The sequence below is a fragment of the Agrobacterium sp. CGMCC 11546 genome (assembly GCF_013365515.1).
Lineage (GTDB): Bacteria > Pseudomonadota > Alphaproteobacteria > Rhizobiales > Rhizobiaceae > Agrobacterium > Agrobacterium fabrum.
In genome coordinates this window covers 2,544,823-2,567,463 of the sequence record NZ_CP047387.1, presented here as the reverse complement: position 1 = coordinate 2,567,463, position 22,641 = coordinate 2,544,823, and the positions used below count along the sequence as shown (strand labels likewise).

Below are 22,641 nucleotides of genomic sequence, written 5' to 3'. Positions count from 1 at the left end.
TTTTCAAAAAAATCGCGTATTTGGTGTGTTGAAAATTTTTCTATTTTTTGCTTAATAAGTAAGAAACTATTCCTGCACGAAGGTCTTTTTGAGTCTGTCCTGGAATGGCTTCACAAAATAGGACAGAACACTTCTCTCGCTGGTCTGGATAAATACTTCCGCCGGCATGCCAGGATACAACTTCCCGCCAGGTAGATGCCCCATGCCAGCTTTGTTGGGTCTGATGCGCAGGACGTAATAAGATGTGCCAGTTCGGGAATCTGTCTGCAGATCAGGGGCGACGACAGCAACTTCCGCGCTCAAGTCCGGTGTCGTGCTTTGATTAAACGCCGTGAAGCGAACGGTGACCGGCTGCCCGACGTAAATCTGATCGATGTCTCGCGGCGTTATATTGGCTTCGATTGCAAGCTCATCCTTGTCAGGAACCACCAGCATCAGCACTTCACCGGGTTGGATGACGCCGTTTATGTTGTGCACTGAAAGTTGATAGATACGACCTGCAATCGGTGAGCGGATGTCGAGACGATCTAGCTGGTCGCGTGTTGCCGCCAGCCGTTCTTCATATTCGGCAACGGTTGCTTCGATCGATGTCAGATCTTTCGTGACTTCCGATTTTCGGTCTTCGTCGAGTTGAAGCAATTGCAGGTCCAGTTCGCTCAGCTTGCCCACGGTCTGCGCACGAGCCGCGATATATTGGCCCTGCTGACCTTCAAGATTGGAAAGCTGGCGCTTCAGGAGATTGAGGCGCTGGAGCGTGACGAGTCCTTTTTTCAAGAGCTCATCTGTCTTGGAGACATCTTCCTTCACAATGGCGAGTTCGTTTTCCGTGGCCTCAACCTGGACGTCGAGGCCGCGTGCCTCGTCGGCCAGTTGAAGCTTGCGTGTGGCAAGCTGCTTTTTCATGCCGATCAACGCGTTGCGACGACTGTTGAAAAGGTTCTGTTCGCTATTGATGAAGGTTTTGGCCGACTTCGAACTCGTCAGTGCCGTCAGGTCTTCGGTCACGGTGAAAGAGGGTTCTTCGGCAATCTCTGCCCGCAGGCGCGCCCGACGCGAATAGAGTTGCGCAAGCGTATTCTCAATAATTGAGAGGTTTGCCTGAACGACCGTGGCGCTCAGCCGTAACAGAATCTGACCAGCCGCGACCCTGTCGCCTTCGACGACATTGATCTCACTGACGATGCCGCCGGAAAGATGCTGGATTTTTTTGGAATTGCCTTCAACGACCACACGGCCCGTGGCCACCACGGCGCCGGCAAGCTTTGCGAAAGCCGCCCAGCCGCCCATTCCGACGAGAAGGCCGAGACCGAGAACGACCACGGCGGCCGAATGCCTGAGAATGGATGAATTCGTCGTACCGGTTTTTTCTGCATCAGCCATTTTCGCTCACCCGGTTTTCAATCTTGCGCGTTTCTTCCCCCTCGGGCACCTGGCGGATATTCTGCCGCAGGATTTGCGCAAGCACCTCTTCCTTGGTGCCGAAGCGCAGCATCCGGCCATTGCTCATCACCATCACCATATTGATGCTTTCGAGGGCGCTGGGGCGGTGTGCAATGACGACGACAATGCCGCCACGCGCCCTGATGTCGCCGATGGCATTGCGAAGCGCCGCCTCGCCTTCGCTGTCCAGGTTGGAATTCGGTTCATCGAGAAGGACGAAGAAGGGCTCGCCGAACAGCGCGCGGGCAAGGCCGATGCGCTGCTTCTGCCCGCCCGACAAAGCCTCGCCGCGATCGCCTATAGAGGTATCGTAGCCATTCGGCAGGTTGAGGATCAGCTCATGCACCTGAGCGGCCTTGGCGGCGGCAACGATCGATTCCGCAGTCGCATTGCGGTCGAAACGCGCGATGTTCTGCGCGACCGTTCCCGGCATCAGTTCCACCTGCTGGGGCATGTAGCCGATGGATTTGCCGAGGAACTCGAAGTCCCACTGGTTGAGTGCTGCTCCATCGAAGCGGACGGAGCCGCGCTCATAGGGCCAGATGCCGGTCATCAGACGCGCCAGGGTGGATTTGCCCGAGGCGCTTGGACCGATGATGCCGAGCCCATCGCCCGCATTCAGCGTGAAGGAGATGTCGGCGACCGTATCGCGCGCGCCATTCGGCGGGCCACCGGTGACACGATCGACGGCAACGGTAAATTGCGGACGCGGCAGGGAGAGCGGTGGGGCGGGCTCCGGCACAAGCTCCAAAAACTCGTTGACGCGTTTCCACCCCTGCCTGGCGGTCATGAAGCTGCGCCAGTTCGCGATCGCATGTTCGACAGGGCCGAGTGCCTTTGCAGAAAGGATCGATCCTGCGATGATGCTGCCTGCCGAGGCGTGGCCGTCGATGACAAGCACGGCGCCGATGGCCATGACGCCGGATTGCAACAACAGGCGGAATGTTCGCGACATGGCGCCGAGCATGCCTGCGGTATCTGACGTCGACAGGGTCACGGAGCGATATTTGGAGTGCAATTCGTCCCACATCGACGTCACCGCACCCATCATACCCATGGTCTTGATGGATTCGATGTTGCGCTGGCTGCTGCCGACAAGCACGTTTCTCTGGCCTCGCGCGGTATAGGCCTGCTTCGTTGCCCTTTCGGTCAGCCAATTGGTCAGAAGCGTCAGCACGACGAGAACCACGGCCCCGCCGAGCACCGCAAAACCGATCCAGGGATGCAGGGCAAAACAGATCAGGAGATAGATGGGCAGCCAGGGAATATCGAAAAAGGCTGCCGGGCCCGGTCCGGAGAGAAACTGGCGGATCTGATCGAGGTCACCGACGATCTGCAGCCCGTCGATCTTGCTGGAGGCGAGAAGCGGCGCGCTGATCGATGCCCTGAAAAGCTTCTGATTGAGCGCATCATCCATATTGTCGGAGATGCGCGCCAATATACGGCCTCGCAATGCGTCGAACCCCATCAGAAACGCGTAGAGAACGATTAGGAGAACGACCAAAGCCACAAGAGATGGAATGCTCTTGCTGGGCAAAATGCGATCGTAAACTTCCAGCATGAAAAGCGAGCCGGAAAGATTAAGGATGTTCATCAACGCGCTGGCGAGGCCAACCGCGAAAAAAGCGGACTTATTTTTTGTTAAAAAAGAATTAAATAAAAACATAATAACACCTAAAACAGCAAGAAAATTGCACAATAAAAGGGATTAGGCAATGCTATTCGAGGATGGGCTAAAACACCCGCCTGAAAAATCTAAGTAAATATCTGTTATCTGTTTGGAATCTGTTGGTTTATCCAGAAAAAAACTGAAGTGGGACCAGCAGACGGGAAGAAGCGACGGCGTTTCTTAAGGTTTCTGGCCCGCCGCCGTAATTCGGGCCAGGTATCCAATTGGCAGTTTGCGGCCTGCGGTTTGCGATTGGCAGCCTGAGACCACAAAAAAGGCGACCCGAAGGCCGCCTTTCGTGCATCCATCGAAATGGAAATCTTATTCCGCCGTAGCTTCTGCAGCCTTTGCTGCTTCTTCCGCTGCCTTGGCTTCTGCGGCTTCGGCTGCTGCCTTTTCGGCGGCGAGAGCCTGTGCTGCTGCTACCTTTTCAGCTTCCAGACGTGCCTTTTCTTCGGCAGCTGCCTGGCGTTCGGATTCGTTCAGCTTGCGGGCGCGCGTACCGGTGTTTTCAACGATACGGGCAGCCTTGCCGCGACGGTCGCGCAGGTAGTAGAGCTTCGCGCGGCGAACCTTACCACGGCGAACGATTTCAACGCCTTCGACCAGCGGGGAGTAGATCGGAAATACGCGCTCGACGCCTTCGCCATAGGAGATCTTGCGAACGGTGAAGCTTTCGGAAAGGCCGCCACCAGAACGGGCGATGCAAACGCCTTCGTAAGCCTGAACGCGGGTACGGTTACCTTCCGTCACACGAACGTTGACGCGCAGCGTGTCGCCCGGAGAAAACTCAGGCAGGGTGCGCTTTGCTTCGATCTTGGCAGCCTGTTCGGCTTCCAGCTGCTGAATGATATTGGTCATGTTAACCTCTGATTTCTTCTGAAACAGCCAGAGCGCTCAACGGTTCGCCTGTCGGTCAATGCCTTCAGACCATGCCTTGCGGCAGGAGCGGGTTCGCCATTCTTTGCTTGCGGTTAAAGGGGTAAACCCCAATTCCAAGCGCGCACATATACTAGCAAGCGCCATTTGTCATCCCTTTCGTGACAATATTTTATCAATTAAGCGCCGCGCTCCGGCAGTTGCGAAGCGGCTTGCTGCCGGATATGGGATGAGAACCTTGGGAGGGGCCATGTCAGTTTTCATCGTTCTCATGTTGTTTGCGACCGGTTTTTTGTCTGGTGTCGTTAATGCGATCGCCGGTGGCGGCACCTTCCTGACCTTCGGGGCAATGACGCTGGCAGGCTTGCCGCCTATCGTCGCCAATGCCACCTCGGCGATCGTGCAGTTTCCGGGCTACATCACCTCGGTGATCGCCTATGGGCCGGAAATCCGTGCTCATTGGCGCGAAGCGGTCTCGCTGTCTGTCGTTTCCGTCGTGGGCGGGCTTGCGGGGTCGCTTCTGCTGCTGTCGCTCGACAATCCTGCCTTCCGCCAGCTCGTGCCATGGTTGCTGCTGGCCGCCACGGCGGTTTTTGCTGCGGGCCCGTGGCTCAGGCCGAAGGCGAGTGCGGAGCGCTCTCCCGGCAATCTGCCGAGCCTCGTCTTTCAGGGGCTCGCTTCCATCTATGGCGGTTTTTTCGGGGCGGGCATGGGCATCATGATGCTCGCCATCCTCGGGATAACCTCCGGCGGCAGCTATCATCATCTGAACGCGCTAAAGAACCTGCTATCGGTGGTGATTGCCGTCATCGCCATTACGATCTTCGTCAGCGGCGGCGTCGTGTCCTGGTGGGCGGCGCTCATCATGTTTCCGGCGGCAGCACTTGGCGGCTATGTGGGCGTGCACACTGCAAGACGGGTGCCGCAATGGATCATCCGCTGGCTTGTCATTGCAGTCGGGCTAGTACTGACGGCCTATTATTTCGTCTCGGCCTGAGTTTTTTCCAGCAGATCCGGCCGTCTTTCCTTCGTCAGCGCCAGCGCCTGCTCGTGCCGCCACTTGTCGATAGCGGCGTGATTGCCTGACGTGAGGATGGCGGGAATATCGCGGCCTTCCCAGAGTTGCGGGCGGGTATAATGCGGATGCTCCAGCAACCCGCCCTCGAAGCTTTCATGCACGCCCGAGAGATCGTTGCCCATGACGCCCGGCAGGATGCGGACGACAGCATCCAGCAGCGTCAGCGCCGCCGGTTCGCCGCCGGAGAGAATGTAATCGCCGATCGATACTTCCTCCAGCCCGCGTGCCTCGATGACGCGCTGGTCCACGCCCTCGAAGCGGCCGCAGACGATGATCGCGCCGTCGCCGGCCGCCAGTTCGCGCACGCGGTTCTGGGACAGTGGTTTGCCGCGCGGGCTCATCAGCAGCCGTGGCCGGGTGTCGCCATTCGAAACATGATCGATGGCCGCGGCCAATACGTCGGGTTTCAGCACCATGCCGGCGCCGCCACCTGCCGGCGTATCATCGACGCTTCTGTGCCTGTCGGTGGCAAATTCGCGGATTTGTATGGGGTCCAGCGACCACTGCCCTCGCTCCAGCGCCTTGCCGGCTAGCGAATATTGGAGATGCCCCGGAAACATTTCCGGGTAGAGCGTCAGAACGGTCGCCTTGAAGGTCATGGATTTATTTCTTACCGAACGGCGACATGCCGTTTTGGTCCTTGTCGTCAGGATTGTCGATCAGGCCGGCGGCCATTGGGTCGATGAGAATGCGCCCGGCCTCCAGATCGATCTCCAGCACCGCAGCCTCGGAAAACGGAATGAGGGCAGGGCGGCGGCCGGCGCCTTTCAGTTCCAGCAGATCACCCGCGCCGAAATCGTAGACGGCGCTGACGGCGCCGTAGCTTTTTCCTTCGGCATCAACGGCTTCCAACCCTTCGAGATCGGCGTAATAGAATTCGTCATCGTCGAGTTCATCATCCGGCAGATTGTCGCGTTCAATGAAGAGTTCCAGCCCGTTCAGGCTTTCGGCCGCATTGCGATCGTTGATGCCACGGAAACGGACGACGACGACATTCTTGCCCTCGCGAACTTCCAGAATTTCAAAGACGCGGCCATCGGCGGTGACCAGATTGCCGTAATCGCCCAGCGCCATCGGGTCGTCCGTATAGGTGCTGACGCGGACTTCGCCGCGCAGGCCCTGCGCGCCGCCGATCTTTGCCATGAGTATCGGGTTTTCCAGCTTTGCCATCGGGCCGTCCGTCTTCTGGTGTTGGTTGCGTCAGCTTTAAGGTTTGTTGACGCCAAAATAAACAAAAAACGGGCGGCATGGAAAACCATGCCACCCGTTCTTCAAAAGTTTCCGTGCAGATTATTCTGCAGCAGAGGCTTCCGCAGCAGCAGCGGCTGCATCTTCAGCCTTCTGCTTCTTTTCAGCAACGCGTTCCAGAGCGCGCTTGCCCGGCAGCGCCTTTTCCGGGTTGCTGCGAGCGGCGCGCTCGGCAAGACCTGCCTCTGCGAGGAAGCGCAGAACGCGGTCGGTCGGCTGTGCGCCCTTGGCGATCCATTCCTTGATGAGGTCAGCCTTCAGCTCAACGCGCAGCGGGTTGTCCTTGGCAAGCATCGGGTTCCAGGAACCGACCTTCTCGAGGAAACGGCCGTCGCGGGGCGAACGGGCGTCAGCAACGACGATCTGGTAGTACGGGCGCTTCTTGGAACCACCGCGTGCGAGACGAATTTTCAGTGCCATTTGATTTACTCCTTAAGATGGCTTGTCCGCCGGTCAGGCGGTCTTTTCATGACCGCCATGTTCGGCGGCTATTGCTTCATGATGCCGGATGACTTCCTTGATGACGAAGTTTAAAAACTTCTCGGCGAAATCCGGGTCCAGATTGGCGTCCTTCGCAAGACGGCGAAGGCGTTCGATCTGGTATTCCTCGCGCGCCGGGTCGGCCGGCGGCAAACTGTATGTTGCCTTCAATACGCCCACCGCCTTGGTACAGCGGAAGCGTTCGGCAAGAATGTGAACCAGTGCGGCATCGATATTGTCGATCGACTGGCGGTATTCGGAAAGCTGGGCTTTCACCTCTGTATTGTTCATTGGCGTCACCCTCACTTCTTTTTCGGGAAACCAGGCAGGCCCGGCATGCCACCAAGACCCGGCAGCTTTGCCCCACCGAGACCGGGCAGTCCGCCAGGCAGACCACCCAAGCCAGGCATTGCACCCGGCTTGCCGAGACCGGCGGCTTCAGCCTGTTTCTGGAGCGCCTCAAGCTGCTTCGGATCGATGTTCGACAGATCAGGCATGCCGCCGCCCATCATGCCACCAAGACCCATCTTGCCGGCAAGGCCGCCCATCATCTGTTTCATGATGCCGCCTTTGCCCTTGCCGCCCATGGCCTTCATCATGTCGGCCATGCCGCGATGCATTTTCAAGAGCTTGTTGATTTCGGCGGCATCGGTGCCGGAGCCGGCGGCGATGCGCTTCTTGCGGCTGTGTTTCAGAATATCCGGATTGGCGCGCTCGGCCTTGGTCATGGAAGAGATGATGGCGATCTGGCGGTCGAACATCTTGTCGTTCATACCGGCCGAAGCCATCTTGTCCTTCATGCCGGCCATGCCGGGCATCAGTCCCATGATGCCGCCCATGCCGCCCATCTTCTTCATCTGACCAAGCTGGTCGGCCAGATCGTTGAGGTCGAACTTGCCCTTGGCCATCTTCTCGGCCATGGAGCGGGCTTTTTCCGCATCGATGTTTTCGGCGGCCTTTTCGACCAGCGAGACGATGTCGCCCATGCCGAGAATACGGTCGGCGATACGGCGCGGATGGAACTCGTCGAGTTCGTTCATGCGCTCGCCGATACCGATCAGCTTAATCGGCTTGCCGGTGACGGCGCGCATGGAAAGGGCCGCACCGCCGCGTCCGTCGCCGTCCATACGGGTAAGCACAAGGCCGGTGATGCCGACACGCTCATCGAAATTGCGCGCGAGGTTGACGGCGTCCTGACCGGTCAGCGAATCCGCTACCAGCAGGATTTCATGCGGGTTGGATTTCTTCTTGATGTCGGCCATTTCCAGCATCAAGGGTTCGTCGATGTGCGTGCGGCCGGCAGTATCGAGAATGACGACGTCGTGGCCGCCGAGTTTCGCAGCCTGTACGGCGCGTGCGGCGATATCTGTCGGCGACTGGCCGGCGATGATCGGCAGCGTATCGACGCCCGTCTGGACGCCGAGCTGGCGCAGCTGTTCCTGTGCGGCCGGACGACGCGTGTCGAGAGATGCCATCAGCACCTTCTTCTTGTCGCGGTCGGTCAGGCGCTTGGCGATCTTGCCAGTTGTGGTGGTTTTACCCGAGCCCTGCAGACCCACCATCATGATGACGACGGGGGCGGCCGCATGCAGGTCGATAGAAACGCCTTCGGTGCCAAGCATTTCGACAAGCTCGTCATGCACGATCTTGACGACCATCTGGCCGGGCTTGATGGATTTCAGAACCGCTGCGCCGACGGCCTTTTCACGCACCCTGTCGGTGAAGGAACGCACGACTTCCAGCGCCACGTCCGCTTCCAGAAGCGCACGGCGAACCTCGCGCAGGGCGGCGGCAACATCGGCTTCCGTCAGCGCGCCACGGCCGGTCAGTCCATTCAGAATGGAACCAAGGCGGTCCTGGAGGTTTTCAAACATCGTTTCTTCCTTCTTCGTTCCGGGGTTTCCGAAACGTCGGTGCTTTCGCTGGCAAAAACAAGACGCAAAGCCAAAAAGCACCCGAGGGCGCATCGCGCTGTCGGGTGTTGACCTCCGGGATCTCTTTATACCTTTTCGGGTCCCGGTCGGCGGCTTGGAGTCGTGAAACTGCCAGCTGATGGGCGGGATAAACAGGAAAGTGCGGGAAAAGTCAAGGCGGTGCCGGTTTCCGGCCGACGAAGCCCGCAAGTCATCTTTGCGTGATCGGCTACAGGCCTCTATTGGCAGCGCTTGAACGGGGTCATTGCGCTTCCTATACCTTTGTCATGAAACGTCGAAACTTTTTTCGTTTTTCCGCACTTGGCCTGCTCGCTCTGGCGGGCGGGGGCCTTTATGCACGCCGTTCGAGCGCTAGCGCCTATTATAGCGGCCCGATCTCCGATCATTTTGACGGAGTCCGCTTCTTCAATCCCGGCGGTACACCGCCTGGCAATTTCATGGGCCTTTTGAAATGGCGCTTTAATGGCGAGCGCGCCACATGGCCGGAAAGCTATCCGAGCCCGTTTCCCTTCGCGAAACCGGAGACCCGGATCGAAGGCAGGGATATCCGCGTCACCTTCGTCGGCCATGCCTCCTTTCTCATACAGACGGCGGGGCTGAATATTCTTGTTGATCCGGTGTGGTCGCAGCGCACCAGCCCGTTCAGCTTTGCCGGCCCCAAGCGGGTTAATCCGCCGGGCATCCGTTTCGAAGACCTGCCGCCCATCGATCTGGTACTGGTGACGCATAATCACTATGACCATCTGGATATGGAAACGCTGAAGCGCCTGCATGTGGCGCACAAGCCGCTTTTCATCACGCCGCTCGGCAATGACGCCGTCATCCGTACGGGCGTCGAGGCGGCGCGCATCAAGGTGGGGGACTGGGGCGATGTGGTGGAGACGGGTTCGGTGAAAATTCACTTCGAGCCGTGCCATCATTGGTCGGCGCGCGGTTTGAACGATCGACGCATGGCTCTCTGGGCTGCCTTCGTCCTCGAAACGCCCGGCGGCAAGATCTACCATATTGGCGATACCGGTTTCCACGAGGGTCTCAATTACGCTGCTGCTCGCAAGAAGCATGGCGAGTTCCGCCTCGCCAACCTGCCTTTCGGCGCTTACGAACCGCGCTGGTTCATGAAGGGCCAGCACCAGAACCCGGCAGAAGCCGTGGAGGGTATGAGGCTTTGCGCTGCGGCGCATGCCTGCGGCCACCATTGGGGTACGGTGCAGCTCACCGATGAGGCGGTGGATGCACCGCTTGCGGCTCTCAAGGCAGCACTGACGGAGCAGGGTGTGGAGGAGAGCCGTTTTCGGCCGATGCGCCCGGGTGAGGTTTTCGACGTGCCTTCCGCCTGAAGGCCGCCCCGTTTGCGCTGCAACAGTCTGGTAATTTGTCGGCCTTTCCGCCATATAGGGCGAAAGCGCGGGAAAATCCCGCATGCAAACCAGTTTCAGGCAGTTTTTAGGTTTAAGGCAATGGCGGACACGGTCGAATTTGCGAAGATGAACGGGCTTGGCAACAAGATCCTCGTTGTCGATATGCGCGGCCGCAAGGATATGGTCACGCCAGCGGCTGCCATCGCCCTCAATTCCAATCCCGCCACGCAGTTCGACCAGATCATGGCGATCCACGATCCACGTATCAGTGGCACGGATGCTTTCATCGATATTCTCAATTGTGATGGCACCAAGGCACAGGCTTGCGGCAACGGCACGCGCTGCGTGGTGCAGGCGCTGTCTTCCGAAACCGGCAAGACCAGCTTCACCTTCCAGACGGTCGCTGGCATTCTGAACGCCGTCGAGCATGAAGACGGCATGATATCGGTTGATATGGGCCTGCCGCGTTTCCGCTGGAGCGACATTCCGCTGTCTGAAGAATTCCACGATACGAGCCGCATCGAATTGCAGATCGGGCCGATCGATGCGCCGATCCTGCATTCGCCTGCGGTCATGTCCATGGGCAACCCGCATGCGATTTTCTGGGTTGATCGCGATCCGATGACGTTTGATCTCGAACGTTTCGGGCCGCTTCTCGAAAATCATCCGATGTTTCCGGAAAAGGCCAATATCACGCTGGCGCAGGTGATTTCCGACAGCGCGCTTCGCACCCGCACCTGGGAGCGCGGCGCGGGGTTGACGCTTGCCTGCGGTTCCGCCGCCTGTGCGTCGGCCGTTTCCGCTGCCCGCACCGGCCGTACCGGCCGAAAGGTCACCATCGATGTTGCCTCAAGCCCCATCCGCGTGCCGCTGACCATCGACTGGCGTGAGGATAACCACGTCGTCATGACCGGCCCGGCCGAATGGGAATGGTCGGGTTCCGTCGATCCCGTCACCGGCGTCTGGGCGCGGGATGCGGTCGAGCGGGGGGCTGTATGAGTGGCGTCGAGGTCATAACCTTCGGCTGCCGTCTCAACACCTATGAATCGGAAGTGATGCGGGCGGAGGCCGAAAAGGCGGGGCTCAACAATGCCGTGCTGGTCAATACCTGCGCCGTGACGGGCGAAGCGGTGCGGCAGGCGCGTCAGGCCATCCGCCGCGCCCGGCGGGATAATCCGCATGCACGCATCATCGTCACCGGCTGCGCCGCCCAGACGGAAAAGCAGACCTTCGCCGACATGCCGGAAGTGGATGCGGTGCTGGGCAACGAGGAAAAGCTGAAAAGCACCTCTTATCGCGCGCTGCCTGATTTTGGTGTCTCAGCGGAAGAAAAACTGCGCGTGAACGACATCATGAGCATCAAGGCGACCGCGCCGCAGATGGTGAAGCACATTGACGGGCATGTGCGCGCCTTCATTCAGGTGCAGAATGGCTGCGATCATCGCTGCACCTTCTGCATCATTCCCTATGGGCGCGGAAATTCGCGTTCCGTGCCGATGGGTGCGGTGGTGGATCAGGCCCGCAGGCTGACGGAAAGCGGCTATTGCGAAATCGTGCTGACCGGTGTGGATGCCACGAGTTATGGGGCTGATCTGCCGGGCGAACCGTCGCTCGGTTACCTCGCCAAGACATTGCTGAAGCAGGTGCCTGATATTATTCGTCTCCGGCTTTCCTCGATCGATAGTATTGAGGCAGATCATCATCTGATGGATCTGATTGCCGATGAGCCGCGTTTCATGCCGCATCTGCACCTGTCCCTCCAGCATGGCGACGACATGATCCTGAAACGCATGAAACGCCGTCATTTGCGGGCCGATGCCATTCGCTTCTGCAACGAGGTGCGATCGCTGAGGCCCGATATCGCCTTCGGTGCGGATATGATCGCCGGTTTCCCGACCGAAACGGAAGAGATGCTCGAAAACGCCGCGACGCTGGCGGAAGAATGCGACATTTCCAGCCTGCATGTCTTCCCCTACAGCCCGCGTGCCGGCACGCCAGCGGCGCGCATGCCGCAGCTGGACCGGGCGCTGGTGAAGGAGCGGGCGGCACGGCTTCGGGCGCGCGGCGAGGCGCTCAAGCAGGTGCATCTGCAAAACATGGTTGGTTCGGTGCAGACGGTCCTCGTCGAAAACAACGGTTTTGCCCATACCGACAATTTCACGCTGGTGGCAGCGCCTGATCTTGCCCCGCGCACTCTTGCGCAGGTTGCGATTACCGGCCACAACGGCAAACATCTGAACATGAAGCTTCTGGCGGCGGATGCGGCCTGAGGCGACCAAAGAGAAAAGACACGGGAACAACCATGGCCCTCGGCTTCATCAAAAAAGTCTTTTCGTTCGGCAAGGACAAGGCCGAAACGGAAGAGCGGCCGCAAGAGGATGCTGCGCTTGAGCGTGGCAATGAAAATGCCTCCTTCGAAGCCGCGCTGAGTGACGCTGAAGCGCATGACGCTGTCGACAAGGACCCGGTGTCCGAACTGGAGATGGAGACGGCCGGCGGGCCGGCTGCCGACGAGGCCGTCGATGTTGCCCCCGCTGAAGACGATGAGGAAGAGGACGCGCCGCTTCTTCCAGGCGCCGAGCTTTCCGGCGATATGGGTTTGGTGCCCTTATCCTTGCTTCAGGCGGAAGCCGCTGCCGAGGAGCAGGGGGAACCTTTGCCGGAACCCCTGGATGCCGGGCTCGATGCGGATGCGATGGATGCATTGCTCGATGAGGCGGAAGCCGCAAGCGCGGTCGAATCGCCTGCCATTCCTTCAGTCTTGCCCAAGGGCTTTTCATCGGCAAGCGAACGGGAGGAACCTGTTCCTGTCGCACCCCAGGTAAAATTGACCTGGTTCCAGCGCCTGCGGGCGGGTCTTGCCCGCACTTCGTCGCAGCTGACCACGCAGATTTCGGCCCTCTTCACCAAACGCAAGCTGGATGGGGATACGCTCGACGAGCTGGAAGATCTTCTCATCCAGTCCGATCTCGGCGTCGAGACCGCCATGCGCATCACCGGCGCCCTGTCTTCGGAACGCTACGGCAAGGATGTGAGCGGCGAGGATGTGGCGCGCATCATGGCGGGCGAGATCACCAAGGTTCTGAAGCCTGTTGCCAAGCCTCTGGAGCTCGATCTTTCGCACAAGCCGCATGTCATTCTCGTTGTCGGTGTGAACGGTACCGGCAAGACGACGACCATCGGCAAGCTTGCCGCCAAGCTTTCCGGCTCGGGTCTCAAGGTGATGCTGGCAGCTGGCGATACGTTCCGCGCCGCGGCGATCGAGCAGCTGAAGATATGGGCGGACCGCACGGGCTCGGAATTTATCGGCACCAAGCTCGGTGCGGATGCGGCGGGTCTTGCCTACGACGCTTACGAGCAGGCCCGGGCGCAGAAAAGTGATGTGCTCATCATCGATACGGCCGGCCGTTTGCAGAACAAGACTGAATTGATGGCGGAGCTGGAAAAGATCGTGCGCGTGCTCGGCAAGCTTGATCCGGATGCGCCGCATACCGTGCTGCAGACGCTGGATGCGACGACGGGACAGAACGCCATGAACCAGGTGGAGATATTCCGCAATGTTGCGGGTGTTTCGGGCCTGATTATGACAAAATTGGATGGCACGGCGCGGGGCGGTATCCTCGTCGCTATCGCTGCCAAACATAAGCTGCCGGTTTATTTCATCGGTGTGGGTGAAGGCGTTGAGGATCTGGAGCCCTTCGAGGCGGAAGATTTCGCCAAGGCCATTGCGGGAGTTTGAGTATGGATATTGAAAGCAATTCCAAGGAAAGCGAAAAGATGGTGGCGGAAATCAGCCCGCTGTTGAAATTCGTGCTCGAGCTTGGTCCGCTCATGGTGTTCTTTTTCGCCAATTCCCGGGGCGAATGGCTCGCTTCCACCTTCCCGGTGCTGACGGAATTCGGGGGTCCGATCTTCATCGCTACCGGCCTTTTCATGATCGCGACGGCCACCGCCTTGACCGTGTCCTGGATTTTGACGCGGAAGCTGCCGATCATGCCGCTAATATCTGGCATCGTGGTGTTCGTATTCGGCGCGCTGACGCTATGGCTGCAGAACGATACCTTCATCAAGATGAAACCGACCATCGTCAACACGCTGTTCGGTGTCATTCTGCTGGGCGGCCTGTTCTTTGGCCAGTCGCTGCTGGGTTACGTCTTCAATTCGGCCTTCAAGCTGACGGACGAGGGCTGGCGCAAGCTGACGCTGCGCTGGGGCGTGTTTTTCCTCTTTCTCGCGGTGCTGAACGAGGTGGTGTGGCGCATGTTCACCACCGATACCTGGGTGGCCTTCAAGGTGTGGGGCACGATGCCGATCACCATCATCTTCACCATGGCGCAAATGCCGCTCGTCATGCGCCATTCTGTCGAACCTCTCGGCAAGGACGAAAAATGACAGTTGCGGAAATGTCGGCTTCCCGTTCGCGTTCGCTTAGATGGTTCGGTGTGGCTGCCGGGCTGCTTCTGCTGCAGATCGTCATTCTCTACGCCATGGGCCGTATTCCCATCTGCGAATGCGGTTATGTGAAGCTGTTCGAGCCGGGCGTGAACACGCCGGGCAATTCCCAGCATTTGGCGGACTGGTATACGCCCTCGCATATCATTCACGGATTCCTGTTCTACTGGCTCGCCTGGCTGCTGTTCCGCAAAAAACCGTTTTCCATGCGGCTATCTTTCGCGGTTCTGATCGAGGCGGCGTGGGAACTTCTCGAAAATTCGCCTATTGTTATCGATCGTTACCGCACGGCGACCATGGCGCTGGGTTATACCGGCGACAGCATCCTGAATTCGGCGATGGACACAGTTTTCATGGCGCTGGGTTTCCTCTTTGCCGCGCGCGTGCCGGTATGGCTGACCGTCCTGATCGCCATCTTCTTCGAAATCTTCACGGGCTGGCTGATCCGCGATAATCTGACGCTGAACGTCGTGATGCTGGTCTGGCCCGTCGACGCGATCAAGGAATGGCAGAACGCGCTCCCGCAAATGTGAACTGGTCCATCGGAATTCCAGCCGGAAAGCCGCAAAAGCATCTTTTTATATGCAGGTTTTCTTAATGGCGTTCCGCTAACGTCGGGATACAAAGCTCGTCTCTTTCCCCGGCAGACCCCGTTGCAAGATAATTTCGCCTATCTTCTCCCCTTCATCATGCTGACATTCGGCGTGGTGTTCCTGTTCCTGCATAGGATCGGCCACGCTTCGGCGCGATATTGGGGTATCGGATATCTTGCGGCGGCTTTTGGTTTCGCCACACCTCTGGTGCTTGGCAGCCTGCCGTTCGAAGTCCAGGCGATTCTTTCGAACCTGTTGTTCTTCTCCGCCTTCTTCCTTTATGGCCACGCGCTGCTTACCCATTTCGAGCGGCCGCTTTATACCAAGGCGCGGCTGTCGATCGTGGCAGTGGCGGTATTGCTGGTCTCGTTCCATGTTTTCGTCACGCCGGATCTGAAACGCGAACTCGTCATCGGCGATCTCGTCTGCGCTCTGCTGCTCGCCTTTCCGGTCTGGCTCGTGCGCAAACGGCCCGTCGCGCTCGCTGACAGGCTGATGGTGGCCATCGCCTCGCTCGTGGTGCTGGAGACGCTGGTGCGCATCGGCATGCTGCTGGTAATGACGCCGGGTGGCTCGATGATCGAGCTCAGCGAATTCTTCGAGTCGGACTATGCTTTTTACATGCAGCTCGCCGCCAGCATCTTCGGCTTCCTGCTGGCACTGTCCGTGCTCGCAAGCCAGATTTCCGTCACCGTCGACCGTCACCTGCATGCGGCGGAACATGATCCGCTGACGGATGTGTTGAACCGCCGCGGTTTCGACCGGCGCGTTCCTGACTTTCGCAACGATACGCCTGACGGCGCGATCATCGCCTGCGACATAGACCACTTCAAGCGCATCAACGATGTTTACGGTCATGCGGCTGGCGATATCGTGCTTATCGGCCTTTCCGATCTCCTCAGGCGAAACGCGCCTGACGATGCGCTGGTGGCGCGTTTCGGTGGTGAGGAATTCGTGGTCTTCCTGCCCGGACAAACGGCTGCTGCGGCCGGTCAGCTTGCCAATGGCATGCGCACGGGTCTTTCGTCGCTCGACTGGCGCAACCGCGGCGTCACCAGCCAGATCACCGCAAGTTTCGGCGTCTCGGCTGTTGCGAGGGGCGATCATTCCATTCACGATGCCATCAAGCGGGCCGATGACAGTCTTTATGCCGCAAAGCGCGGCGGTCGCGATCAGGTCGTGCTGGAAGGCATACGTTTGCCTGCGGAAGGGCCTGCGCTCCGGGTTATTACCAAGGCGTGACATCCTTTTGGCGCGGCGGCTACTTTCCAGTCGCTGCCGCGATGGCCGGCAGCAGGTCAAGCTCTATGCTGCGGGCGTCGAAGGGCCCGACCTTTTTATAAAGGATCGTGCCATCGGCGCCGACCAGATAACTTTCGGGAATGCCATAAACACCCCAGTCGATTGCCGCCTTGCCGTTCGGATCGATGCCTATCGCGGCAAATGGATTACCGAGTTCGCCGAGGAAGCGCAGCGCATTGTCCGATTTGTCCTTGTAATTGATGCCGACGACGGTGATGCGGCTATCCTTTGACAATTCCTGAAGCAACGGGTGCTCTTGCCGGCAGGGAATGCACCAGGAAGCGAAAACATTGACCAGCGTCAGCTTGCCCTTGATAGCGGCGTCGGTGAGCGCCGGCAAGTTGGAGCCTTCCAGCGGCGGCAGTGACAAGGCGGGTGCCTTGGTGCCGATGAGTGCGGAGGGAATAGCGCTGATATCCAGCCCGTTCACGTCCTGATCGTAGAGCATCTTGCCGGCAATGAGGGCAAAACCACCAAACAGCAGAAGCGGCAGCAGCGCCAGCGCATAACGGGCGCGGCCCGTTGTTTTGGCCTTGGTGTCGTGGTCGGCCTGCGTCATTGCGCATCACCCGCGGAAGCGGCTCTCGCCCGGCGGCGAACGCCGGATGCTTCGAGTTGCTTCAGCTCCCGTTTGCGCGCCTGGCCATCAACGACGACCCAGGCGATGAGACAGAGAACGACAAGGCCGGTCGCCGCATAGGACATGCCGATATAAAAGGCGTGTGTCATCACCTCAGCCCTCCCGGTTGGCCATGCGCGCGGCAAGCCGCCGCTGCGCGGCCACGCGCCTGCGCCAGATTTCATTGCGCATGGCGGCGATGTGCAAGGTGAAGAACAGCAGCGTGAAACCGATCGCCATGGTCAGAAGCGGCCACAGAAACTCTGCATCGATGGCGGAACCGCCCATGCGGATGACGCTTGCCGGCTGGTGCAGCGTATTCCACCACTCGACCGAAAACTTGATGATCGGAATATTCACGAAACCGACGAGGATCAGCACGGCGCTGACACGGGCTGCTCTGGATGGGTCATCCATGGCGCGGTTGAGCGCTATCAGCCCGAGATACATCAGGAAAAGCACAAAAACGGAGGTGAGTCGCGCATCCCACACCCACCAGGTGCCCCACATCGGTTTGCCCCAGAGCGAGCCGGTGATGAGCGCAATCAGCGTGAAGGCAGCACCAATGGGGGCGGCGGCCTTGTGGCTGACATCCGCCAGCGGATGACGCCAGACGAGCGTCCCGATGGCAGAGACCGCCATGACCGAATAACACATCATCGCCAGCCAGGCAGAGGGCACATGCACATACATGATGCGCACGGTGTAACCCTGCTGGTAGTCACCATCAGTGGTGAAGGAGAGATAAAGACCAGCGGCCAGAACCAGCGCCGTGAGCCCAGCGAGCCAGGGCAGAATGCGCGCCGCCAGCGCCAGAAACCGGGTGGGGTTGGCGAGATCGCTGAATTTGGTGATGGTGAAGATCTGCTCGTTCATGCCGTTTGTTTAACCCGAGAATGGCCGTCCCGCAATTGATCCCTGTCAACAGGGGATCGTCCATCACGGTTTCGTCAATCCATAACATTGCGCAGTGCCAAAGCGGCAAAGAAAGGGCCGGTCACGGCTGAAAATAACGTGATCGCGCAGAGAATGAAAAATGGCGGCATGAAGGGCGCGGGGTCCTGCACCGCCGCATAGGAGGCGCTGACGCCGAAGATCAGCACCGGAATGGCGAGCGGCAGGACGAGGATGGAAACCAGAAGGCCACCTCGCGGCAGGGCAACGGCAACCGCCGCGCCCACCGCGCCGATGAAGGTGATGGCGGGTGAGCCGACGAGAAGCGTGAGCATCACGGCACCGATCGCCACCTCGTCCATGTTCATGAACAGGCCGAGCAATGGTGATGCCAGCACCAGCGGCAGCCCGGTTCCCACCCAATGCGCCAGACATTTGACGAAGACGGTCAGTACCAGCGGGGTTTCCTGCATCAGGATCAGATCGAGAGAGCCGTCATCCCGTTCAGCCTGAAACAGCCGGTCGAGGCCGAGAAGGGCGGACAGAAGCGCGCCGATCCAGACGATGGCGGGGCCGATGCGGGCGAGCAGGTTGAGATCGGGGCCGACGCCAAAGGGGATAACGGCAACCACGGTCATGAAGAACAGCACGCCGATCAGCGCACCGCCGCCGGCGCGGATGGAGAGTTTGATGTCGCGGAGGAAGAGGACGGTCATTGGGGTCGCTCCGCGTCTGGGGCCTTACCCCCCTTTGCCCTGCCGGGCATCTCCCCCTCAAGGACGGAGATCGATATGCGGATAAGTCTCGCCCATCTCAACGTTTGCGAATGAAGTGGTGGTAGCGCTTCCTGCCGATCTCCCCCCTTGAGGGGGAGATGCCCGGCAGGGCAGAGGGGGGTGGGCTCCGCGCACATCACCATCATGCCCAAGCCTCCACACCCGCAAACCCCGTCATCTGCAATTCCTGCGCCTTCTCCAGTCCCAGAGGCTGATGGGTCGCAGCCAGGACGATCCCGCCTTTTCCGAGGTGGCTTTTCACGAGATCGGTAAACATGGCGTCCGCAGCCCTGTCGAGCGCCGCCGTTGGCTCGTCGAGAATCCACACCGGCCGCCAGGCGACCAGGAGTTTCGCCATGGCAAAACGCCGCTGCTGGCCGGCCGAGAGATAACCGAAGGGCAGGTGGGTGATGCCGGCGAGACCGACGATCTCCGCTGCCTCATCGATGGCCACGCCCGTGCTGCCGGGAAAATCACCGAGAAAGTCCTTCCAGAAGCGCAGATTTTCCGCGACGGTCAGTTCGGTTTTCATCGCATTGCGATGGCCGAGATAATGGAAGGCCTCCGACGGCCGCATCTCGGCGTCTATTCCTTCGCCGGCTATCTTAACTCGCCCCTGTTCGGGACGCAGCAGGCCGGTCACCGTGCGCAGAAGCGTGGATTTTCCCGAGCCGTTGCGGCCGGTCAGTACCAGTGCCTCTCCGTCGCTTAACTTGAAGGAAATGTTCATGAATATGAAATCTTCGCCACGTCGCACGCCGAGATTTTCCGCCGTCAAATCCATGCTGCGATTCCGTTTCAGATTTCGTCGTCTCGATAAAAAAATCGATTAGCTTCGTGGAATGGTCTGGCACGTTTCTCCGAAATTATCTATATGGGTGTCAACCACGCCAGCGGCCGGCGTGAACATCATCTTGCGCCGGACTTGACGATTGCGAGGAGCAATTTTCACGTGCGGACAGCGGAAATGGTCGTACCCGCATCCTGATGTGCATGAGTGCATAGGTGTCCGCACGAACGTGTTGGCTATCAGTGTAAGCGGGGTTTTAATCCATGCCCAAGTCACTCGACAGTTTTCAATGTCGTTCCGTCCTTACCGTTGATGGTAAGGACTATGTCTATTTTAGCCTTCCCAAGGCTGAAGCCAATGGCCTGAAGGGTGTTTCCAAGCTGCCCTATTCCATGAAGGTTCTTCTGGAAAACCTGCTGCGTTTCGAGGATGGCCAGTCTGTCACCAAGGCGCACATCATTGCGGTTTCCGAATGGTTGAATAACAAGGGCCTGACCGAAACCGAAATTGCCTACCGCCCCGCCCGCGTTCTCATGCAGGACTTTACCGGCGTTCCCGCCGTGGTCGACCTTGCCGCCATGCGTGATGGCCTTAAGGCTCTCGGCGGCGATCCGGAAAAGATCAATCCGCTCGTTCCGGTCGACCTCGTCATCGACCACTCTGTTATCGTTGATGAATTCGGCACGCCGAACGCCTTTGCCCGCAACGTGGAACTCGAATATGAGCGCAACGGCGAGCGCTACCGCTTCCTGAAGTGGGGCCAGCAGGCGTTCAAGAACTTCCGCGTCGTTCCGCCCGGCACCGGCATATGTCACCAGGTCAACCTCGAATATCTCGGCCAGACCGTGTGGACGAAAGAAGAGGAAGGCGAAACGATCGCTTATCCGGACACCTGCGTCGGCACCGACAGCCACACGACCATGATCAACGGTCTCGGTGTTCTCGGCTGGGGTGTTGGTGGTATCGAGGCTGAGGCGGCCATGCTCGGCCAGCCGGTTTCCATGCTTCTGCCCGAGGTTATCGGCTTCAAGCTGACCGGCAAGGTGAAGGAAGGCGTCACCGCGACCGACCTCGTGCTGACCGTCGTGCAGATGCTGCGCAAGAAGGGCGTGGTTTCCAAGTTCGTCGAATTCTTCGGTCCCGGCCTTGATTCGATGTCTCTCGCCGACCGTGCGACCATCGGTAACATGGGCCCGGAATATGGTGCGACCTGCGGCTTCTTCCCGGTTGATGGCGAAACCATCAATTACCTGACGATGTCCGGCCGTGCCAAGGACCGTATCGCCCTCGTCGAAGCCTATTCGAAGGCACAGGACATGTGGCGCACCGGCGATGGTTCCGACCTCGTCTTCACCGATACGCTGGAACTCGATCTTGGTGACGTCGTGCCCTCCATGGCTGGCCCCAAGCGTCCGGAAGGCCGCCTGCCGCTTGAAACCATCGCGCCCAACTTCGCGACGGCACTTGAAAACGACTACAAGAAGCCCGGCCAGCTCAACAGCCGCTATGCGGTTGAAGGCGAAGCTTTCGATCTCGGCCATGGCGATGTGGCGATTGCCGCCATCACCTCCTGCACCAACACCTCCAACCCCTCGGTTCTTATCGCTGCCGGCCTTCTCGCCCGCAATGCGGTCGCCAAGGGGCTGAAGTCCAAGCCATGGGTGAAGACCTCGCTGGCACCGGGAAGCCAAGTCGTTGCCGAATATCTCGACAAGTCAGGTCTGCAGAAGGATCTCGATGCGATCGGTTTCAACCTCGTCGGTTTCGGCTGCACCACCTGCATCGGCAATTCCGGTCCACTGCCGCCTGCGATCTCCAAGACGATCAACGACAAGGGCCTGATCACATCAGGCGTTCTCTCGGGCAACCGCAACTTCGAAGGCCGTATTTCGCCTGACGTTCAGGCGAACTATCTGGCATCGCCGCCGCTCGTCGTGGCCTATGCCCTTGCCGGCACGGTCCAGAAAGATCTGACGAAGGAGCCGATCGGCGACGACCAGAACGGCAATCCTGTTTATCTCAAGGATATCTGGCCGACCTCGAAGGAAATCCAGGAATTCATCCTGAAATACGTCACCCGCGAGCTTTATGAAACGAAGTATGCCGACGTGTTCAAGGGTGATGCGAACTGGCAGGCCGTTCAGGTTCCGCCGGGCCAGACCTATGCCTGGGACGACCAGTCGACCTATGTCCAGAACCCGCCTTATTTCGTCGGCATGGGCAAAAAGGGCACCGGTCTCAAGAACATCAAGGGCGCGCGCGTCCTCGGTCTCTTCGGCGACAAGATCACCACCGACCATATTTCTCCGGCCGGTTCGATCAAGGCTGCATCGCCTGCCGGCGCCTATCTGACGGAGCACGGCGTTGCCGTGGCCGACTTCAACCAGTACGGCACGCGGCGTGGCAACCATGAAGTGATGATGCGCGGCACCTTCGCCAATATCCGCATCCGCAACCACATGCTTGGTCCGAACGGCAAGGAAGGTGGCTACACCATCCACTATCCGTCCAAGGAAGAGATGTCGATCTATGACGCTGCCATGAAATACAAGGCGGAAGGCGTTCCGCTCGTCATCTTTGCCGGTGTCGAATATGGTAACGGCTCGTCCCGCGACTGGGCGGCGAAGGGTACAAACCTGCTCGGCGTGAAGGCTGTGATTGCGCAGTCGTTCGAGCGTATCCACCGCTCCAACCTCGTCGGCATGGGTGTTGTTCCCTTCGTCTTCGAAGAGGGCACGACCTGGGCGAGCCTCGATCTCAAGGGAGACGAAGTCGTTGAGATCGATGGTCTCGAAGGCGAAATCAAGCCGCGTGAGAAGAAGATCGCCAAGATCACCTATAGCGACGGTTCGGTGAAGGAAGTTCCGCTTCTTTGCCGCATCGATACGCTGGACGAGGTAATCTACATGAACAATGGCGGCATTCTGCAGACCGTTCTTCGCGATCTGGCTGCCTAAAGCTTGAACGATTTAAGGCGCCGGGAGAAATCCCGGCGCCTTTCAATTTCTTGGTCTCGTTTTTTGTGATTGTCGCTCACCCCTTCGTGACTTTCTATTGAAGGGCAATAGACGTTATTTTCCGGTTTGCATCCCGGCAGGATTGATCTCATCAATTCGTCTGGATCTCTTC

Annotated in this window: 22 protein-coding genes; 9 read left to right on the top strand and 13 right to left on the bottom strand. The window is 59.0% G+C overall.

Translation table 11 applies throughout. The features are described from left to right. Window positions 1-66: 66 nt before the first annotated feature. The 3 genes from GSF67_RS12730 to rplS form a co-directional block, all read right to left on the bottom strand. Entirely contained in the window at window positions 67-1,380 is a 1,314-nt protein-coding gene (locus GSF67_RS12730; protein WP_006310882.1) for an HlyD family type I secretion periplasmic adaptor subunit, read from the bottom strand. After that, a complete protein-coding gene (locus GSF67_RS12725) occupies window positions 1,373-3,106 on the bottom strand; it encodes a type I secretion system permease/ATPase (RefSeq protein ID WP_006310881.1) in 1,734 nt (577 codons plus the stop codon). Before GSF67_RS12725 ends, GSF67_RS12730 begins: the two co-directional genes overlap by 8 nt. Before the next feature lie 324 nt (window positions 3,107-3,430). Further along, complete coding sequence (rplS, locus tag GSF67_RS12720) at window positions 3,431-3,970, bottom strand: 50S ribosomal protein L19 (protein ID WP_006310880.1); 540 nt, start codon at window positions 3,968-3,970, stop codon at window positions 3,431-3,433. A 268-nt stretch (window positions 3,971-4,238) separates the two neighbouring features. Here rplS and GSF67_RS12715 point away from each other — a divergent pair, with 268 nt between their 5' ends. Further along, window positions 4,239-4,985, top strand: coding sequence for a sulfite exporter TauE/SafE family protein (locus GSF67_RS12715; protein WP_006310879.1), 747 nt, complete (start codon window positions 4,239-4,241; stop codon window positions 4,983-4,985). Here GSF67_RS12715 and trmD read toward each other — a convergent pair. The 5 genes from trmD to ffh form a co-directional block, all read right to left on the bottom strand. Then, the gene (gene trmD / locus GSF67_RS12710) at window positions 4,967-5,665 is read right to left on the bottom strand and encodes a tRNA (guanosine(37)-N1)-methyltransferase TrmD (RefSeq protein WP_006310878.1); all 699 of its coding nucleotides are present in this window, start codon (window positions 5,663-5,665) and stop codon (window positions 4,967-4,969) included. The genes GSF67_RS12715 and trmD overlap by 19 nt on opposite strands. Window positions 5,666-5,669: 4 nt before the next feature. Then, window positions 5,670-6,236 carry a ribosome maturation factor RimM gene (gene rimM / locus GSF67_RS12705; protein ID WP_006310877.1) on the bottom strand — a complete coding sequence of 189 codons (567 nt, stop codon included), beginning with the start codon at window positions 6,234-6,236 and terminating at the stop codon, window positions 5,670-5,672. Between the two features lie 120 nt (window positions 6,237-6,356). Beyond that, on the bottom strand, window positions 6,357-6,734 hold the full coding sequence (gene rpsP, locus GSF67_RS12700; protein WP_006310876.1) for a 30S ribosomal protein S16: 378 nt from the start codon (window positions 6,732-6,734) through the stop codon (window positions 6,357-6,359). A 33-nt stretch (window positions 6,735-6,767) separates the two neighbouring features. Continuing rightward, window positions 6,768-7,085, bottom strand: a complete 318-nt coding sequence (locus GSF67_RS12695) for a chorismate mutase (protein ID WP_006310875.1) — start codon at window positions 7,083-7,085, stop codon at window positions 6,768-6,770. A gap of 11 nt (window positions 7,086-7,096) precedes the next feature. Beyond that, entirely contained in the window at window positions 7,097-8,668 is a 1,572-nt protein-coding gene (ffh, locus tag GSF67_RS12690) for a signal recognition particle protein (protein WP_006310874.1), read from the bottom strand. Between the two features lie 326 nt (window positions 8,669-8,994). On the opposite strand from ffh, the gene GSF67_RS12685 reads away from it, so the two are divergent. The 7 genes from GSF67_RS12685 to GSF67_RS12655 all read left to right on the top strand — a co-directional run bounded on the left by GSF67_RS12685 (window position 8,995) and on the right by GSF67_RS12655 (window position 16,373). Then, window positions 8,995-10,065: an MBL fold metallo-hydrolase gene (locus GSF67_RS12685; RefSeq protein WP_083815718.1), complete on the top strand. Its 1,071-nt coding sequence runs from the start codon at window positions 8,995-8,997 to the stop codon at window positions 10,063-10,065. A gap of 120 nt (window positions 10,066-10,185) precedes the next feature. Then, window positions 10,186-11,085 (top strand): diaminopimelate epimerase, encoded by a 900-nt coding sequence (gene dapF, locus GSF67_RS12680; RefSeq protein WP_006310872.1) that lies wholly within the window; start codon window positions 10,186-10,188, stop codon window positions 11,083-11,085. Continuing rightward, a complete protein-coding gene (gene mtaB / locus GSF67_RS12675; RefSeq protein ID WP_006310871.1) occupies window positions 11,082-12,356 on the top strand; it encodes a tRNA (N(6)-L-threonylcarbamoyladenosine(37)-C(2))-methylthiotransferase MtaB in 1,275 nt (424 codons plus the stop codon). Before dapF ends, mtaB begins: the two co-directional genes overlap by 4 nt. A 32-nt stretch (window positions 12,357-12,388) precedes the next feature. Further along, entirely contained in the window at window positions 12,389-13,825 is a 1,437-nt protein-coding gene (gene ftsY / locus GSF67_RS12670) for a signal recognition particle-docking protein FtsY (protein ID WP_006310870.1), read from the top strand. Window positions 13,826-13,827: 2 nt separating this feature from the next. Next, entirely contained in the window at window positions 13,828-14,478 is a 651-nt protein-coding gene (locus GSF67_RS12665) for a septation protein A (RefSeq protein WP_006310869.1), read from the top strand. After that, window positions 14,475-15,071: a DUF2585 domain-containing protein gene (locus GSF67_RS12660; protein ID WP_006310868.1), complete on the top strand. Its 597-nt coding sequence runs from the start codon at window positions 14,475-14,477 to the stop codon at window positions 15,069-15,071. Before GSF67_RS12665 ends, GSF67_RS12660 begins: the two co-directional genes overlap by 4 nt. 120 nt (window positions 15,072-15,191) lie before the next feature. Then, window positions 15,192-16,373: a diguanylate cyclase gene (locus tag GSF67_RS12655; protein WP_006310867.1), complete on the top strand. Its 1,182-nt coding sequence runs from the start codon at window positions 15,192-15,194 to the stop codon at window positions 16,371-16,373. Window positions 16,374-16,392: 19 nt separating this feature from the next. Here the strand turns inward: GSF67_RS12655 and GSF67_RS12650 are convergent, their stop codons facing one another. From GSF67_RS12650 to ccmA, 5 genes are all read right to left on the bottom strand, one after another. After that, on the bottom strand, window positions 16,393-16,992 hold the full coding sequence (locus tag GSF67_RS12650; protein WP_006310866.1) for a DsbE family thiol:disulfide interchange protein: 600 nt from the start codon (window positions 16,990-16,992) through the stop codon (window positions 16,393-16,395). Then, on the bottom strand, window positions 16,989-17,162 hold the full coding sequence (gene ccmD, locus GSF67_RS12645; protein WP_006310865.1) for a heme exporter protein CcmD: 174 nt from the start codon (window positions 17,160-17,162) through the stop codon (window positions 16,989-16,991). The genes GSF67_RS12650 and ccmD overlap by 4 nt, the downstream gene beginning before the upstream one ends. A 4-nt stretch (window positions 17,163-17,166) precedes the next feature. Continuing rightward, a complete protein-coding gene (locus GSF67_RS12640) occupies window positions 17,167-17,928 on the bottom strand; it encodes a heme ABC transporter permease (protein WP_006310864.1) in 762 nt (253 codons plus the stop codon). Between the two features lie 74 nt (window positions 17,929-18,002). Further along, window positions 18,003-18,662 carry a heme exporter protein CcmB gene (gene ccmB, locus GSF67_RS12635; RefSeq protein WP_006310863.1) on the bottom strand — a complete coding sequence of 220 codons (660 nt, stop codon included), beginning with the start codon at window positions 18,660-18,662 and terminating at the stop codon, window positions 18,003-18,005. Window positions 18,663-18,864: 202 nt separating this feature from the next. Beyond that, window positions 18,865-19,506, bottom strand: coding sequence for a heme ABC exporter ATP-binding protein CcmA (gene ccmA, locus GSF67_RS12630; protein ID WP_006310861.1), 642 nt, complete (start codon window positions 19,504-19,506; stop codon window positions 18,865-18,867). Between the two features lie 269 nt (window positions 19,507-19,775). Between ccmA and acnA the strand changes: the two genes are divergently transcribed. Next, a complete protein-coding gene (acnA, locus tag GSF67_RS12625; protein WP_006310860.1) occupies window positions 19,776-22,469 on the top strand; it encodes an aconitate hydratase AcnA in 2,694 nt (897 codons plus the stop codon). Window positions 22,470-22,641: the final 172 nt, after the last annotated feature.

What these genes read in the sequence shown, in the direction of transcription:
- trmD (WP_006310878.1), bottom strand. Translation starts at nt 5,665, where the DNA reads ATGACCTTCAAGGCGACCGTTCTGACGCTCTACCCGGAAATGTTTCCG.
- mtaB (WP_006310871.1), top strand. Translation starts at nt 11,082, where the DNA reads ATGAGTGGCGTCGAGGTCATAACCTTCGGCTGCCGTCTCAACACCTAT.
- ccmA (WP_006310861.1), bottom strand. Translation starts at nt 19,506, where the DNA reads ATGGATTTGACGGCGGAAAATCTCGGCGTGCGACGTGGCGAAGATTTC.
- GSF67_RS12715 (WP_006310879.1), top strand. Translation starts at nt 4,239, where the DNA reads ATGTCAGTTTTCATCGTTCTCATGTTGTTTGCGACCGGTTTTTTGTCT.
- ccmD (WP_006310865.1), bottom strand. Translation starts at nt 17,162, where the DNA reads ATGACACACGCCTTTTATATCGGCATGTCCTATGCGGCGACCGGCCTT.
- rpsP (WP_006310876.1), bottom strand. Translation starts at nt 6,734, where the DNA reads ATGGCACTGAAAATTCGTCTCGCACGCGGTGGTTCCAAGAAGCGCCCG.
- GSF67_RS12660 (WP_006310868.1), top strand. Translation starts at nt 14,475, where the DNA reads ATGACAGTTGCGGAAATGTCGGCTTCCCGTTCGCGTTCGCTTAGATGG.
- acnA (WP_006310860.1), top strand. Translation starts at nt 19,776, where the DNA reads ATGCCCAAGTCACTCGACAGTTTTCAATGTCGTTCCGTCCTTACCGTT.
- ftsY (WP_006310870.1), top strand. Translation starts at nt 12,389, where the DNA reads ATGGCCCTCGGCTTCATCAAAAAAGTCTTTTCGTTCGGCAAGGACAAG.
- rimM (WP_006310877.1), bottom strand. Translation starts at nt 6,236, where the DNA reads ATGGCAAAGCTGGAAAACCCGATACTCATGGCAAAGATCGGCGGCGCG.
- GSF67_RS12640 (WP_006310864.1), bottom strand. Translation starts at nt 17,928, where the DNA reads ATGAACGAGCAGATCTTCACCATCACCAAATTCAGCGATCTCGCCAAC.
- GSF67_RS12730 (WP_006310882.1), bottom strand. Translation starts at nt 1,380, where the DNA reads ATGGCTGATGCAGAAAAAACCGGTACGACGAATTCATCCATTCTCAGG.
- GSF67_RS12665 (WP_006310869.1), top strand. Translation starts at nt 13,828, where the DNA reads ATGGATATTGAAAGCAATTCCAAGGAAAGCGAAAAGATGGTGGCGGAA.
- GSF67_RS12725 (WP_006310881.1), bottom strand. Translation starts at nt 3,106, where the DNA reads ATGTTTTTATTTAATTCTTTTTTAACAAAAAATAAGTCCGCTTTTTTC.
- dapF (WP_006310872.1), top strand. Translation starts at nt 10,186, where the DNA reads ATGGCGGACACGGTCGAATTTGCGAAGATGAACGGGCTTGGCAACAAG.
- GSF67_RS12695 (WP_006310875.1), bottom strand. Translation starts at nt 7,085, where the DNA reads ATGAACAATACAGAGGTGAAAGCCCAGCTTTCCGAATACCGCCAGTCG.
- GSF67_RS12685 (WP_083815718.1), top strand. Translation starts at nt 8,995, where the DNA reads ATGAAACGTCGAAACTTTTTTCGTTTTTCCGCACTTGGCCTGCTCGCT.
- rplS (WP_006310880.1), bottom strand. Translation starts at nt 3,970, where the DNA reads ATGACCAATATCATTCAGCAGCTGGAAGCCGAACAGGCTGCCAAGATC.
- ffh (WP_006310874.1), bottom strand. Translation starts at nt 8,668, where the DNA reads ATGTTTGAAAACCTCCAGGACCGCCTTGGTTCCATTCTGAATGGACTG.
- GSF67_RS12650 (WP_006310866.1), bottom strand. Translation starts at nt 16,992, where the DNA reads ATGACGCAGGCCGACCACGACACCAAGGCCAAAACAACGGGCCGCGCC.
- ccmB (WP_006310863.1), bottom strand. Translation starts at nt 18,662, where the DNA reads ATGACCGTCCTCTTCCTCCGCGACATCAAACTCTCCATCCGCGCCGGC.